The organism is Edaphobacter sp. HDX4 (genome assembly GCF_036877565.1).
Taxonomy (GTDB): Bacteria; Acidobacteriota; Terriglobia; order Terriglobales; family Acidobacteriaceae; genus Edaphobacter.
In genome coordinates, this window is sequence record NZ_JAEDXW010000017.1 from 52,536 (window position 1) to 66,655 (window position 14,120).

Annotated in this window: 14 protein-coding genes and 1 tRNA gene; 12 read left to right on the plus strand and 3 right to left on the minus strand. The window is 56.0% G+C overall.

Annotated elements, in window-relative coordinates:
- Window positions 1–108: 108 nt before the first annotated feature.
- Window positions 109–184: transfer RNA gene (locus tag JAO29_RS16085), tRNA-Ile, on the minus strand.
- A 284-nt stretch (window positions 185–468) separates the two neighbouring features.
- Between JAO29_RS16085 and JAO29_RS16090 the strand changes: the two genes are divergently transcribed.
- Window positions 469–1,662, plus strand: coding sequence for a pyridoxal phosphate-dependent aminotransferase (locus JAO29_RS16090; RefSeq protein ID WP_334269269.1), 1,194 nt, complete (start codon window positions 469–471; stop codon window positions 1,660–1,662).
- A 151-nt stretch (window positions 1,663–1,813) separates the two neighbouring features.
- Here JAO29_RS16090 and JAO29_RS16095 read toward each other — a convergent pair whose 3' ends face one another.
- On the minus strand, window positions 1,814–2,035 hold the full coding sequence (locus JAO29_RS16095; protein ID WP_334269270.1) for a hypothetical protein: 222 nt from the start codon (window positions 2,033–2,035) through the stop codon (window positions 1,814–1,816).
- Between the two features lie 167 nt (window positions 2,036–2,202).
- Between JAO29_RS16095 and rfbB the strand changes: the two genes are divergently transcribed.
- Genes rfbB through JAO29_RS16120 form a run of 5 tightly spaced genes read left to right on the plus strand, consistent with a single transcriptional unit; the run spans window position 2,203 to window position 6,155 of the window.
- A complete protein-coding gene (gene rfbB / locus JAO29_RS16100) occupies window positions 2,203–3,345 on the plus strand; it encodes a dTDP-glucose 4,6-dehydratase (protein ID WP_334269271.1) in 1,143 nt (380 codons plus the stop codon).
- Window positions 3,342–4,223, plus strand: coding sequence for a glucose-1-phosphate thymidylyltransferase RfbA (gene rfbA / locus JAO29_RS16105; RefSeq protein WP_334269272.1), 882 nt, complete (start codon window positions 3,342–3,344; stop codon window positions 4,221–4,223). The genes rfbB and rfbA overlap by 4 nt, the downstream gene beginning before the upstream one ends.
- Entirely contained in the window at window positions 4,220–5,125 is a 906-nt protein-coding gene (rfbD, locus tag JAO29_RS16110) for a dTDP-4-dehydrorhamnose reductase (protein WP_334269273.1), read from the plus strand. Before rfbA ends, rfbD begins: the two co-directional genes overlap by 4 nt.
- A complete protein-coding gene (locus tag JAO29_RS16115; protein ID WP_334269274.1) occupies window positions 5,122–5,559 on the plus strand; it encodes a VOC family protein in 438 nt (145 codons plus the stop codon). Before rfbD ends, JAO29_RS16115 begins: the two co-directional genes overlap by 4 nt.
- Window positions 5,556–6,155, plus strand: a complete 600-nt coding sequence (locus tag JAO29_RS16120) for a D-glycero-alpha-D-manno-heptose-1,7-bisphosphate 7-phosphatase (RefSeq protein ID WP_334269275.1) — start codon at window positions 5,556–5,558, stop codon at window positions 6,153–6,155. Before JAO29_RS16115 ends, JAO29_RS16120 begins: the two co-directional genes overlap by 4 nt.
- Here the strand turns inward: JAO29_RS16120 and rfbC are convergent.
- Complete coding sequence (gene rfbC, locus JAO29_RS16125; protein ID WP_334269276.1) at window positions 6,152–6,715, minus strand: dTDP-4-dehydrorhamnose 3,5-epimerase; 564 nt, start codon at window positions 6,713–6,715, stop codon at window positions 6,152–6,154. The genes JAO29_RS16120 and rfbC overlap by 4 nt on opposite strands.
- Window positions 6,716–7,081: 366 nt before the next feature.
- Here rfbC and JAO29_RS16130 point away from each other — a divergent pair, with 366 nt between their 5' ends.
- The 6 genes from JAO29_RS16130 (at window position 7,082) to JAO29_RS16155 (ending at window position 14,066) form a co-directional block, all read left to right on the plus strand.
- A complete protein-coding gene (locus JAO29_RS16130) occupies window positions 7,082–7,825 on the plus strand; it encodes a sugar transferase (protein ID WP_334269277.1) in 744 nt (247 codons plus the stop codon).
- Window positions 7,826–8,081: 256 nt separating this feature from the next.
- A complete protein-coding gene (locus tag JAO29_RS16135) occupies window positions 8,082–8,999 on the plus strand; it encodes a glycosyltransferase family 9 protein (protein WP_334269278.1) in 918 nt (305 codons plus the stop codon).
- 32 nt (window positions 9,000–9,031) lie between these two features.
- Entirely contained in the window at window positions 9,032–9,304 is a 273-nt protein-coding gene (locus JAO29_RS16140) for a DciA family protein (RefSeq protein ID WP_334269279.1), read from the plus strand.
- 10 nt (window positions 9,305–9,314) lie between these two features.
- A complete protein-coding gene (gene gatC, locus JAO29_RS16145) occupies window positions 9,315–9,644 on the plus strand; it encodes an Asp-tRNA(Asn)/Glu-tRNA(Gln) amidotransferase subunit GatC (RefSeq protein ID WP_334269280.1) in 330 nt (109 codons plus the stop codon).
- Between the two features lie 33 nt (window positions 9,645–9,677).
- Window positions 9,678–11,129, plus strand: a complete 1,452-nt coding sequence (gatA, locus tag JAO29_RS16150; RefSeq protein WP_334269281.1) for an Asp-tRNA(Asn)/Glu-tRNA(Gln) amidotransferase subunit GatA — start codon at window positions 9,678–9,680, stop codon at window positions 11,127–11,129.
- Window positions 11,130–11,291: 162 nt separating this feature from the next.
- The gene (locus tag JAO29_RS16155) at window positions 11,292–14,066 is read left to right on the plus strand and encodes an SLBB domain-containing protein (RefSeq protein ID WP_334269282.1); all 2,775 of its coding nucleotides are present in this window, start codon (window positions 11,292–11,294) and stop codon (window positions 14,064–14,066) included.
- Window positions 14,067–14,120: the final 54 nt, after the last annotated feature.

Consider the following 14,120-nt stretch of genomic DNA (forward strand, 5'->3'; position numbering starts at 1 on the left):
AAGTAAGCGCTACTGCCTGAGATACCTGATGCCCAGTTTTGGCTGGCAAGCATACGCGTACCCGCTTTCGACGTAATACGTTTTCGTATCTGGAGGGGTTTCGAGTACTGGTGGGCCCGGAGGGATTTGAACCCCCAACCAAGGGATTATGAGTCCCCTGCTCTAACCGTTGAGCTACAGGCCCGCTCTATATGGTTGTGCTGAAGCGGAGGCTGGGCACACCAAAGCTCGGTCTTTTCAGTTTCGCATAGCGGGGGTATTCGCGCACGCAGTGGGTGCGCGAGACCGGTGTAGACATTTCATTCGCGTCGGGGCACAATAGCGGCATCCCGCCGCTTCGGTCTGAGTCCGTGATGACTCGACCTCTTCCGGGGCCCTCCAGACAAGTTTCCATTCTCACGGTGCGTGCAGTGGCCTGCGCGCAGCCTCGTTTGTATCCGCAGTCCTTTACCCGCAAAGGAGTACGAGATGATGCCACGCCTGAACCGCCGCAATTTTCTCCGTATCAGCGCAGCCTTGCCGGTTGCCTCTTCCCTGCTTCCATCGCTTGCGCGGCCGGCATTTGCCGCCGCCGCGGGGGGAGTTCCCGCCGTTGGCTACATCGACACACCGGCCAATGTCGCGCTGCTCAACATTAACGAATATCCAGCCGGGCCAACGCCAGCGGCTGTCGCAGTGATGCACCAGATGGCCATGAATGGGAATCGCTATTACATGGGCGAGACGAAGAAGTTTGGTGAGCAGGTTGCCGCTTACCATGATCTCAAGCCGGATTATGTGACGCTCTATGCCGGGTCGACGGAGATCCTCAACTTTTCTGCGCTGGCATTTACCTCGCCTACGAAGTCTCTCGTTACAGCAGACCCGACTTTCGAACAGACGTGGCGAGTCGCGGCCTCCAATGGAGCCCAGGTCCATAAGGTTCCCCTGAAGCCGGACTACAGCTACGACATGAAGGCCATGGTGGCGGCCGACCCCAACGCCGGGCTGTTCTATGTCTGCAACCCGAACAATCCCACGGGAACTCCGGTCAAACGATCGGATATTGAGTGGCTGCTTGCCAATAAACCGGCGGGATCGGTCGTACTTGTAGACGAGGCTTATATTCATTTTTCTGATGCAGAGTCGGTTATCGATCTAGTGGCAAAGGACAAAGACCTGATCGTCTCCCGTACGTTCTCGAAGATCTATTCCATGGGCGGACTGCGGTTCGGATATGCTTCAGCGCGGCCAGATCTGGCAGAGAAGCTGCATCACTTCGGGGTCAATTCGATGGCGACGACTGCGATCCAGTGTGCCAAGGCACAGCTCGGAGATAAGCAGTTGATCCCATTACGGAAGCAGGCTATGGCGGACACGCGGAACCGCACCTTCGACTGGATGGCGAAGAATAGCTACTCGTTTACTCCATCGCAAACCAACCACTTCATGCTCGATGTGAAGCGTCCGGGTGGGCCGGTTATCAATGCGCTTGCGCATCAGTCTGTGATGATTGGCCGCACCTGGCCCATCATGCCGAACTGGCCGCGTGTTACGGTGGGCAGTCCCAGTGACATGCAGAGCTTCCAGACTGCGTTGCTGGAGGTGGAAAAGATGCCGGATGGCAAGATGAATGCGCTTGCCCATCCTTATCCGCATCTCGTTCACGAGCATAGCTGTTAGATATCGTCTGCGCTGACGACTACAGAAGCATGGAAGGAGCCGTCTGAGGACGGCTCCTTCTTGTTTCGATTGCTACTCGAAGGAACCCTGACACGGAGACCAATTATGCGACTCTTCGAGGAGATTGCCGGACTGAAGACGGCGTTACGATCTATTTCTCAGGCGAGGTTCCGGGTGTAGCGTTGCTGTCTTCGGGCGACGGGTTGATGTGACCTCCGGCGTTCTCAGGCGTGTTGGAACGGACGCCGGTCGGCCCGGGCCCTGCGGTTGCCGGGTTATCGCCGCGAGGGCCAGAAGGTTCTACCCCATGCTTCTGAGTATTCGCGGAACGCGTATCCACGGGTTTTCCTGCGGGTTGGGTGTTCGTAGCCATGATCAAATCCTTTCGCTTCCAAATAGGAGAGCAGGATTCTGTCCGCCGTTGCCTCCGAGTGGAAGACGAAAAGGCCCGTGCTGTACCCTGATGTGAGGTAATGGCCCGGTTTCGGAAAGATATCCGGTTAGGTACCACCCGGTTAGGGGAGGAGTCTTCAGAAGAGCATGGACGCAAACCAGAGTCTGAACGGAGTTGCCGAGTGCAACCCCAAGCCCATTCTTGTGACTGGAGGCGCAGGGTTTATCGGCTCCAATTTCATACTGGAGTGGCTTGCAGAAGGCAGAGGCCCGGTCGTAAATCTCGACAAGCTGACTTATGCGGGAAACCCGGAAAATCTAGCCGCTGTCGAAGAGCATCCGGATTACAGTTTCGTTCGTGGTGATATCTGCGATCGGGAGTTGGTTAAGCAGTTACTGGACCGCTTCAAACCACGTGCCGTAGTCCACTTCGCGGCCGAGAGCCATGTCGATCGCTCGATTCTGGGTCCGGAGGCGTTTCTAAAGACGAACATCGACGGTACCTTTACCCTTCTGCGTGCTGCAAAGGCATACATGGAATCCCTGGATGTGGCCGGGCGTGCAGATTTCCGCTTCCTGCATGTCTCCACGGACGAGGTGTACGGCACTCTCGCACCAGAGGATCCGGCGTTCCACGAGGGTACCCCTTATGCGCCAAACTCTCCCTATGCCGCTTCAAAGGCCGCAAGCGATCATCTGGTTCGCGCGTGGGTGCATACGTACAAGCTGCCGGCGATCGTTACAAACTGCTCGAACAACTACGGTCCGTACCAGTTTCCCGAAAAGTTGATTCCTTTGATGATCGCGAACGCGCGGCAGGGTAAGCCGTTGCCGGTCTATGGCGATGGTCAGCAAGTGCGTGACTGGCTCTACGTCGTAGACCATTGCAGGGCGTTGATAACGGTTCTTGAGAATGGCCGCATTGGCGAAACCTATAATGTTGGCGGCGGCAACCAACGCAGCAATCTCGAGGTCGTAACGACTCTATGTGCCTTGCTTGACGAACTGCTCCCACAATCCCAGTTCCGTCCGCATGCACAGCTGATTACTTATGTGGAGGATCGCCCCGGCCATGATCGGCGCTATGCTATCGATGCCAGGAAGCTCGAGGGCGAATTGGGCTGGCGTGCGCAGGAGAGCTTTGAGACCGGGCTGCATAAGACCGTCGAGTGGTATTTGTCACATGCCGGCTGGGTTGAGAGCGTAACGAGTGGAGCCTATCAGCACTGGGTCGAGCAAAACTATGGCTCGCGTGAAACGACTGCGGGCGCAACAGGGAGTTCTCGATGAAGGGAATCATCCTTGCCGGAGGATCAGGCACCCGCCTGCATCCGGTTACCCAGGCGGTCAGCAAACAGCTACTGCCGGTCTACGACAAGCCGATGATCTACTATCCCTTGTCGGTGCTTCTGCTGGCGGGGATCCGCGAGATCCTGATTATCTCCACGCCACAGGACACTCCCCGATTTGAGCAGTTGCTGGGATCGGGAGAACAGTGGGGGATTCGGCTGGAGTACGCGGTGCAGCCATCTCCGGACGGCTTGGCACAGGCTTTCCTGATAGGTAAGAAATTCCTCAACGGCTCACCGTGCTGTCTCGCCCTGGGTGACAACATCTTCTATGGCCATGACATGGTGAAGACACTTCGCGTGGCTGCGAGCAATCGCGAGGGCGCGACCGTATTCGCCTATCCGGTACTGGACCCGGAGCGCTATGGCGTGGTGGAGTTCGACGCGGACCGGAAGGCAGTGTCCATCGAGGAGAAGCCTGCAAAGCCCAAGTCGCGTTATGCCGTCACCGGGATCTATTTCTATGACGCGCAGGTTGTCGGAGTTGCGGAGGGACTTAAGCCGTCTCCGCGCGGAGAGTTGGAGATCACCGATGTAAACCGCTGGTATCTGGAGCGGGGCCAGCTTCGGACTGAGGTTCTGGGACGAGGAATTGCGTGGCTGGATACGGGAACGCACGACTCACTGATCGAGGCTTCCTCATTCATTCAGACCATCGAGAAGCGGCAGGGTCTGAAGGTCGCCTGTCTGGAAGAGATTGCGTATCGGCTGGGATACATCCAAGAGGATCAGCTTCGCGATCTAGCTAGCAGGATGGGGAAGAGCAGCTACGGGCAGTATCTTGTGAGGCTGCTTGAAGAGCCGGTGCTCTGGGGATGAGCGGACCGATTCTTCTGACAGGTGTGACTGGGCAGGTGGGAGGTGAGCTTGCCCAGGTTCTGAAGTCGTATGGAGAGGTGATCGCTCCCACAAGGAGCGAGATGAATCTTGCGGATGTCACCTCCGTTCGGAAAACTATCCAGTCGATCCGGCCAAGATGGATTGTCAATCCGGCTGCTTACACAGCGGTGGATAAGGCTGAAAGTGAACCCGAGTTGGCTTATGCCATTAATGCAGAGGCGGTAGGTGCGATCGGCGAAGAGGCTTACAGAATTGCGGCGGGCGTAATTCACTTCTCAACCGATTATGTCTTCGCAGGTACAGGATCGGCCCCATTTCGCGAGGAAGATGAGACAGGGCCGGTGAGTGTCTATGGCGCAAGCAAGCTCGCTGGGGAGGGAGCATTACAAAGGAGCGGTGCTGCCTGTCTTATCTTTCGGACCAGTTGGGTCTATGGCGCAACAGGGAAGAACTTCCTGAAAACCATCCTTAAGGCTGCTCGAGAACGGGAGAGGCTGCGTGTTGTTGCCGATCAGAACGGAGCTCCTACATGGAGCCGGGATCTCGCGCGGATGACCAGCGAGGTGATCCGACAGATCGAGAGCTCAGCGAGGCCCGGAGAGTTGGCCGAAGCTCTTGCCAGTCGGCAAGGAATCTATCATGCCGCAGGTGCAGGAGAGACGACGTGGCATGGCTTCGCAGTGGAAGCGATCAACAGATTGCGCGAGCGACACCCTGAGGCTCGGCTCGCGGAGGTAGACGCGATCACGACTGCCGAGTACCCCACACCCGCAAGACGCCCCCTGAATTCGCGGCTGAGTTGCGATCGCCTAGCGAAGACCTTTGGCTGGAAGATGATTGATTGGCACGATTCGCTGCGCGAGGTGATGGCTGAGTTATGAGTAGATTGAAGTTTGACCACATGGGCCTGCTGGTCGCGGATATGACGGAGGGCCGGGAGTTTCTTGAGAGTACCTTCGGCCTTGATCGCTGGACACAGGTCTTTGAAGATCCCGGTATTGGGGTCTTTGTTCAGTTTGGAAGAACGGCTGACGGGCCATGCTATGAGCTGATCTCACCTCTGGGGGAGGCAAGTCCGGTTTCCACGGCTCTCAAGCGAGGGATCAACATCCTCAACCATGTTGCTTATCTCACGAACGATCTGGATCGAGATGCGGACATGCTGCAGCAAAAGGGATCCATGATGGCCGGTCCTGCGAAACCCGCCGTCGCTTACGGGGGTGCACGGGTGCAGTTCTGGGTGACTGCACAGCGCCTGATGGTGGAGCTGATTGAAGCTCCGGGCCATGAACATGCTTATACGGTGAATGGATGAGCAGCAAAGCCCTCTTTCTGGACCGGGATGGCGTGGTTAACGTCGAGATTGGGTATCTTCACCGAATCGAGGAAGTAGAGTTTGTTCCCGGCATTTTTTCGCTGTGTCGGACCGCGAGGCGTTTGGGATATCGGCTGGTCATTGTGACTAACCAGGCGGGGATTGCTCGTGGTTACTACGACGAAGCGGCTTTCGAGAGGCTCATGACCTGGATGGGGGAACAGCTGCGGAATCAAGGGATAGAACTTGATGCCGTGTACTACTGTCCCTATCACCCGGAACATGGAATTGGAGATTACAAACGGGAGCACGAGGACAGGAAACCGGGAACCGGAATGCTGCGACGCGCGATGAAGGAGTTGGACGTATCTCTAACTCAGAGCGTGCTGATAGGGGATCGCTGCAGCGATATCGCCGCAGCAAACAGCGCAGGACTTCGCCAGGCGTTTTTGCTTGCAGGTACCGAGAGATCTGGCTGCGGCGGGTTTTATCTGGAGGTAAATACCCTAGATGAGGTGGAGCAATGGCTCTTGCGGGATTCGAGCGGGGCCGACTCTGGCGAGGTGAGCGGCCCGTTCTCTCATGGGAGTTTCTAAGGAAGCTCGGCCGCTGAAAATGTGCTTCCCTTGGAATCTTTAGCGCTTACCTGAGGACTTACTCCGTCGAGCCTGTCCAATGGCCACTGGATCGCGAGAGCAGGGTCATCCCACAGGATGGATCGTTCACCGGCGGGATAGTAGGGGTTGGTGGTCTTGTACAGGACCTCGGCAGATTCTGACAACACGAGAAAGCCGTGGGCGAAGCCTTCGGGGATCCACAGCAGCTCCAATTCGCCTGCATCATTGCGTGGCTTCAGGTGGAAGCCAGCCCATTGTCCAAACTGGTCTGAATCTCGGCGAAGATCAACTGCCACATCCCAGATATGGCCGGACAGCACCCTGACGAGTTTCCCCTGGGGCTTAACCAATTGATAATGAAGGCCCCGCAACACTCCCTTCATCGAGAAGGATTGGTTGTCCTGTACAAAGGATGCGGGGAGCTTCGCTTCAGCGAACACAGATGCATTGAAGATCTCAGTAAACCAGCCTCTATCATCACCAAAACGCCGCGGCTGGATCAGTTTCACATCGTGCAGCGGAGTATCCAAAACTTGCATCCCACAAGTTTAGCTGACGGCGGAGCTGCAGTCGGTAGTTCCGAAATGAGGACGCTTCTGGTGCGACCGCTAATTTAGACTGTATTTATCGAAGCTTCCATGATTAGAATGAACGGACTGACGTGCTGAAGTGCTTGTCTCCGAGTTACGAGGAATGTGAGATGCCGGACCGTGGGATTCGAGAATCTAAGACCCATTTACGAAAGGTCGCCTTCAATTTAACTTGTGACGCGGAGAGGCAGAGCCGGAGTTTGAAGAAATAGTTCGGAATTTGAGTTCTCTGCCGCGATACTCTGACGCATAACAACCGTATGCCGGGACCATCGCAAATTGGCGAGGGTAGCGTTATACAGACACAGGATTTCAATGCAGGCTGAATATCAATCTCCCGAGTCGCGGACAGCGGCTATCGAAGATTCTTATTCGTATACGGAGACCCTCAGCAGGCCGGTATTCCGGACGACTTACTCCCTGGATCGTGGACCCTCTGTCCTCTTTCGGTACAGGGTGTTGAAGCGCTGCGTTGACGTCGCGCTTATCCTTCTGTTTTCGCCCGTCGTCCTGCTGGTAATAGGGATTGTTGCCGTGCTGGTCGTGATCAGCTCGCCAGGGCCGGTCTTTTATTCTCATCGCCGCATCCGCCGTCATGGTGCATTCTTCTCCATGTGGAAGTTCAGAACCATGTGCGTCAACTCCGCTGAGGTTCTGGAGGAGTATCTGGCCGCCCATCCTGTAGCACGGAAGGAATGGAACAAGACGCACAAGCTGCGTCACGATCCTCGTATTACCAGGATTGGTTCTTTCCTGCGCCGCTACAGTCTCGATGAACTGCCGCAGTTCTGGAATGTGCTGGCAGGACATATGAGCCTGGTCGGACCGCGTCCTATTGTTGCCGCCGAAGTTGAGAAATATGCTGACTGCTTCGAATGCTACTGCCGCGTGAAGCCTGGTCTGACCGGCCTCTGGCAGGTATCGGGGCGCAGTGAGCTGGATTATGATCAGCGAGTGGCACTGGACTGCGAGTACGTAAATCGATGGTCTCTGAGGCGGGATATGAAGATCCTACTGAAGACTGCGGTGGTTGTACTGAAACAAGATGGGGCTTATTAGCCGTCGAACACCTTAGAATAAGTGCATGCAGAGAGGAAGTCGATCCAACCGGCTGCTGGATTTTTGGGTAGGAGTGCCGGTACTTGCGACTGGAGCTGCTCTCCTTCGATGTGTTCGAAGGAGACGATCATGGCCCGAAAAAATAGAAAAAATCGGGGTTATCTGTTCTCCTGCCCTAGGCGATACGATCCTATTTTCAGCCGCTGTTGAAGATGTGAGAAAGAGCTTCCCGAATGCTCAAATGATCCACATCTGCATGAAACAGAATCTCGCAGCGGCTGAGTTGTTGCAGGGGATCGATCGTAGAATCCACGTGAACATCACGCGACCATTTGAGACGATCGGTCGCATCCGTGCAGAGAAATTGGATGTGCTTCTTGATTTTTCGGCGTGGCAAAGAATCATCGCGTTCTACACCTTGATGTCCGGGGCTGGATTCACAGTCGGATTTCGATCTCCAGGTCAACATCGAGCTGCTGCTTATGACCTTGTTGTCGAGCATCAACGTGATCGGCATGAACTTGAAAACTTTCGAGCTCTGGTCAAAGCTGCGGGGATCCCGACCGGATCGGCTCCACGGCTACAGATTCCACAGATCGAGGTGCAGCCGCTCCGGGAAGAGAACGACATCATCGTGCTCCATCTTTGGGCTGGAACTCAAAGCGCCCTAAGAGAGTGGCCAGAAGACTCATGGATAAAGCTGGCATCGGCGATCTCGACCTCCAAGACTGTTTTTGTGATCACCGGCGCACCAAGCGATAAGCCAAAGGTTGAACAGTTTTGGAGGAAGGCACAGACGGCGGGGCTGAATGTTGTCCCTTTCATCGGAAACGATAGATTCATCTCTCTTGCGCACCTCCTGAGACGCGCCAGACTTGTAGTCAGCGTGAATACAGGGGTAATGCATTTGGCCGCGGTTCTTGGAACTCCAACAGTCTCCATTAACGGGCCCACCGACAATCGCCGTTGGGGACCGATGGGCAAGTGGGTTGAAGGCATATCGGCTCGAGGGGAAGGCTGTGGGTTCCTTCATCTTGGCTTCGAGTTCGAGGGTAATCCAACAGACTGTATGGAAAGAACCTCTGTGGATCAGGTCGTTGCTGCTGTCGAACGGCTATTAAAAAGAGTGTCGGCTACGACGGCAGAGAAGATATCGGTGGGTCTGGGGAGTTGATGTCTTATGCCTTCAGAAGCGATCTTGAAACGATGCGAGAGGTTCTTCGCACGGGGGGGCTCGCGCGGAGCCTCCGCCATCTGCCAGCGCAAGACCGTCTGGCTGCGGCCTGGCTAGTGGTATGCGGCAAGGCATTAGCCGATCGCAGCTGTGTGGTGGAATACAAAGACGCGCAGGTGACAGTCGAAGTTCTGGATGGTGCATGGCTTGAGGAGCTTAGGGTGATGAAAGAACAGCTCAAGCTGGAGCTTACTCGCATCGCCCGAGTGCCGGTTGCCGAGCTACACTTGGTAGTGAAGAGGTAGGAGCTGAACGATGAGTGGGCAGTCTGGTGTAACGATCGAGGACGTGCGGAGAGTGGCGGAGCTGGCGAATCTCGAGCTCACGCCGGATGAAGAGCCGCGCATGCAGCGGGATCTGAACGCGGTTCTCGACTACATCGCTCAGCTCAATGAGCTGAATACCGAGAACGTGCCGCCTATGTCACAGGTGGGTGAGGTGCTCGGTAAAGAGATTGTTCCTGGTCGTGGCGAGTCATTGCGCAGCGATACCGTCCAGCCGTGCCTCGATCGAGCTGAGGTGATGGCTGCCGCGCCTGAGACCGACGGTCGGTTTTTCAAGGTTCCAAAGGTTATCGAGCGATAAAGCCGGCGCCATGCCGGTTTGTGGAGATAGAGTTTGACAGCAGAAAGCCTGAAAGATCTGACCATTGATGAGGTCCGCGGCGCAATTGCGGCAGGACGCACCACGGCCACGGCTCTGGCCGAAATGCACTATGAGCGCATTGCAGCTGGGGATAAGGAGATTCATAGCTATCTCTCTGTCAGCCGCGAACGCGCAATGACGCAAGCCGAGAAGATCGACGCGATGGCACAGCGAGGAGAGCTGTTGCCTCCCCTTGCCGGAGTTCCGATTGGGATCAAGGATGCCTTGGTCATGCGGGGCGCCCCCGCAACGGCTAGTTCACTCATCCTAAAAGGTTATCGTCCGCCGTACGATGCTACCGCAGTGGAGCGGCTGGAGAGAGCAGGAGCTGTTCTGCTGGGCAAGCTGAATTGCGACGAGTTCGCTATGGGAAGCTCGAACGAAAACTCCGCTTATGGACCGGTGAAGAACCCCCGTGCACTCGACCGCGTGCCTGGAGGATCCAGCGGAGGGTCTGCAGCAGCCGTAGCGGCAGGCTTTGCTGTAGCCACCCTTGGAACAGATACAGGCGGCTCTATCCGACAGCCTGCGGCATTTTGCGGCGTTGTTGGTGTCTTGCCCACATACGGCCGGATAAGCCGCTATGGCCTGATTGCATTTGCATCTTCTCTCGATCGAGTAGGCCCTTTTACGAAGAACGTAAAGGATGCCGCAACCATGATGGAGGTTCTGGCTGGACGGGATGCGCTGGATGCGACCTCCTCCGAGGAGCCTGCAGGCCGCTATCTCGAAGAATTAGATCGGCCTGTGGAAGGGCTGAGAGTGGGGGTTCCTCAGGAGTACTTCGGAGAGGGACTGGACCCGGAGATCAGGGCCGCGATCGAGAAGGTGCTTGCCGACCTGAAGGCGGCCGGTTGCCTGATAAAGCCTGTCAGTCTGCCGCACACCCGGTATGCAGTTCCCACGTACTATGTTATCGCCACCGCCGAAGCGTCCTCGAACCTGTCCCGGTTTGATGGCGTTCGTTTTGGTTTGCGGGATGCTGAGGCAAAGTCGCTGTCCGATATGTACCGCAAGACGCGTGACGCTGGCTTCGGGTCAGAGGTAAAGCGAAGAATCCTTCTGGGAACGTATGCACTGAGTGCGGGTTACTACGATGCGTACTACAAGAAGGCGCAGCAAGTAAGAACCCTGCTGACCCGAGACTTCCTTGCAGCTTTTGAAGAGGTGGATGTCCTGATTGCGCCGGTCACCCCGACCCCGGCCTTCAAGTTGGGAGAGAAGACGGACGATCCGGTCAAGATGTACCTCGAAGACATCTATTCGGTTGCAGCCAGTCTGGCGGGTATCTGCGCTATGAGCGTTCCCTGCGGACAGACCCGAGACTCTCTGCCTGTAGGAGTTCAGATCTTCGGCCGCCATTTTGGCGAAGCCACCATGCTGCAGATCGCACAAACAATCGAATCGGCGCAACAAAGTAGTTGAAGAGCTAGCGAGCGACAAGCTTGTCGCTATGTCCTTTTTCCAAGAGGAAGAAGTACGTTCGAGTATGCTTGAAGGGGCGGTTCTGGACTGCGGTTTCAGGCGCCAGCGGCCCTTTGCGAGGGCATTTCTGAGAGGTTGATCGGTTTGCGAGAATTAGGTCGGATGCAGTCTGGTTTTGGGCGGCTAATTGCAATTCACTTTGCAGCTGCTTTTCTGCTTTATGGAAGTGCGAAAGTCTCGGGTCAACAACTCCCCGTCCAGAGCCTGGGAGGCGGAGGCTCCGATCAATCCAACTGCAGCCCTTCCGATCCGAGCTGCGGAGGCTCCAGCAATCAGATCCCATACCAGACGCGCGCACCGCAGCAGACCGGAACCAGCCTTCCAACCGGCGCGGTGATCAGCGGCTCCTCTCCTAGTACGCCGTCAAGCCAGACGCAGCCACAGATGTTCAATCGCTTCGCCCAGCTGCCTTTGGATCCCCCGACTGAGTTCCAGCAGCTGGTGGCCAATTCTGTAGGGAAGATGCTCCCGATCTTTGGAGCGAACCTGTTTCGCAATCCGCCATCGACCTTCGCCCCGGCCACCATGGTGCCGGTTACACCGGATTACGTGGTGGGCCCCGGGGATGAGCTCATGATCCAGTCATGGGGGCAGGTCACGACGGACGGCCGGTTCCAGGTTGATCGCTCAGGAGACATCTTTGTTCCTCAGGTGGGCACGCTTCATGTTGCCGGGCTGAGATTTGACCAGGTTCAGCCCGCTCTAAAGGCGCAGATGAATAGGTTGTTTCGCAACTTTAACCTCAATGTGACGATGGGGCAGTTGCGTTCTATTCAGGTCATCGTGGTCGGACAGGCGCGTCAGCCGGGGACCTATACCATCAGCTCCCTCAGTACACTCGTGAACGCAATCTTTACGACAGGAGGACCGTCGCCCCAGGGTAGCCTTCGACACATTCAGTTGAAGCGCGGAGGCAAGCTGATCGTCGATTTCGATCTTTATGACCTCCTGGTACGGGGCGATAAATCCAAAGACGTTCCGCTGCTTGCTGGAGATGTCATTTACATCCCCCCGGTCGGATCCCAGGTGGCGGTAGCGGGGAATGTGAAAATTCCGGGGATCTATGAGTTGAGATCCCCCGATAACACTACCGTCGACGATGTGCTGGAACTCGCGGCGGGCCTGACCAGCGTCGCGTCCAAGGACAAGGTTCGCCTGGAACGCATCGATGAGCGACATATGCGCAGGACCATCGAGGTCTCTCTTGAAACCGAAGGAAAGACGACGCGGGTTCAGGATGGAGATCTGCTTGAGCTTGTCGCCGTGGCCGGCGAGTTCAAGGATTCGGTGACGCTGCGCGGGAATGTCGCAAATCCTGGTCGGTATGCCTGGAAACCTGGCATGAGAGTCAAGGACCTCATCCCCACAAAAGAGGCGCTGATCACACGCGACTATTGGCTGAAGCGAAGTCAGCTTGGGCAGCCGATGTTGACCTACATCCCGACTTGCCTTCCGACAAATCCATATGGAATCCCAAGTCTGCGCTATGGAATTCCTGTCGGGGAAGAGGGCGAGGATCCTTTCTGGCGATACTCGTCGACCCAGGAATATCGAGCTCTCAGGGGCTATCCCTCTGTTGACGTGGACCGTCAGGCCCAGCGGAATGGTCTGGTTTCCCCTTCGGATATGTCCACGCAACAAAGCCAGCTGCGTGATCCGTTGACCGATACTGACGGCGGTTTGGATTGTTCTCAGTACACCGAAGTCCCTTATTACATAAGCAGGTTCTCTGCTATAGAGCAGAACGGCTTTCAAAACCCGAACAATCCCAACAATCCGGGAATGGCCACGCAATCTCAATATCCTGAGACGTCTACCTCCAACCAGATGAGTACGGCGAGTGCGAGTCTGGGAACAAGCTCGCGCAGTGTTTCGAATCACTTCGAACCGAAGAACGACGTAAAGCTAAGCGAGCCCGATATCGATTGGTCTTATGCCGTGATTGAGCGACAGAACAGGGAGAATCTCACCACCTCTCTGTTGCCGTTCAATCTGGGCAAGATCGTCCTGCAGGGAGATGCTTCACAGAATCTGGAGTTGGAACCGGGCGATGTCGTGACCATCTTTTCCAAGGCGGACCTTCGGGTTCCGCAGTCGCAGCAGACACGATTCGTACGTCTGGAAGGTGAGTTCGTTTCCTCGGGTATTTATAGCGTGAAACCAGGTGAGACGCTGCGGCAGCTGGTGGCGAGGGCAGGTGGCTTGTCGCCTGATGCATATCTCTACGGCGCAGAGTTTACACGGGAGTCAACACGGCGAGTTCAGCAGCAGCGGCTGAATGAGTATGTAGACCAGATCGCCCTACAGGCGAGCACGATTGCCACGGCCAACGCCAGCCGTTCCATCAACCCACAAGACACTGCCGCAGCCTCAGCACAACAGGCGCAGGCACAAAATATCATCTCCAATCTACGCAGGGCTCGAGCCACAGGAAGAGTTGTGCTGGAGCTTGCAGCTGACGCCAATAACATCGATCAGCTACCGGATCTTCCGCTCGAAGACGGAGATCGGTTCATCATTCCTCGCGTTCCGTCGACTGTAAGTATCGAGGGCGCAGTTTACAACCAGAATGCGTTCCTCTACGACCCACATCGTCGCCTGGGAGATTACGTCAAGCTGGCAGGCGGAGCGACGCGCGATGCCGATAAAAATCGGGCCTATGTGATCCGAGCGGGCGGAGCCGTCATCAGCAAACAATACAGCTCATCCCTGCGCGGAAATGGCTTCGATTCACTCCATCTTTATCCAGGGGATACTGTCGTCATTCCTCTGAATCTGGATAAGGGTAAGACGATGCGTCTGGTCGTCGATATCGCACAGATCGTAGGCCAGTTCGGTATTGCGATCGCTGCAGCCAATACAGTTTTGGGGCAGTAGTAGGAATCGAAGCAAAATCAAATAGCTTGAAAAGAGTGAAAGGGTACGGCAGAG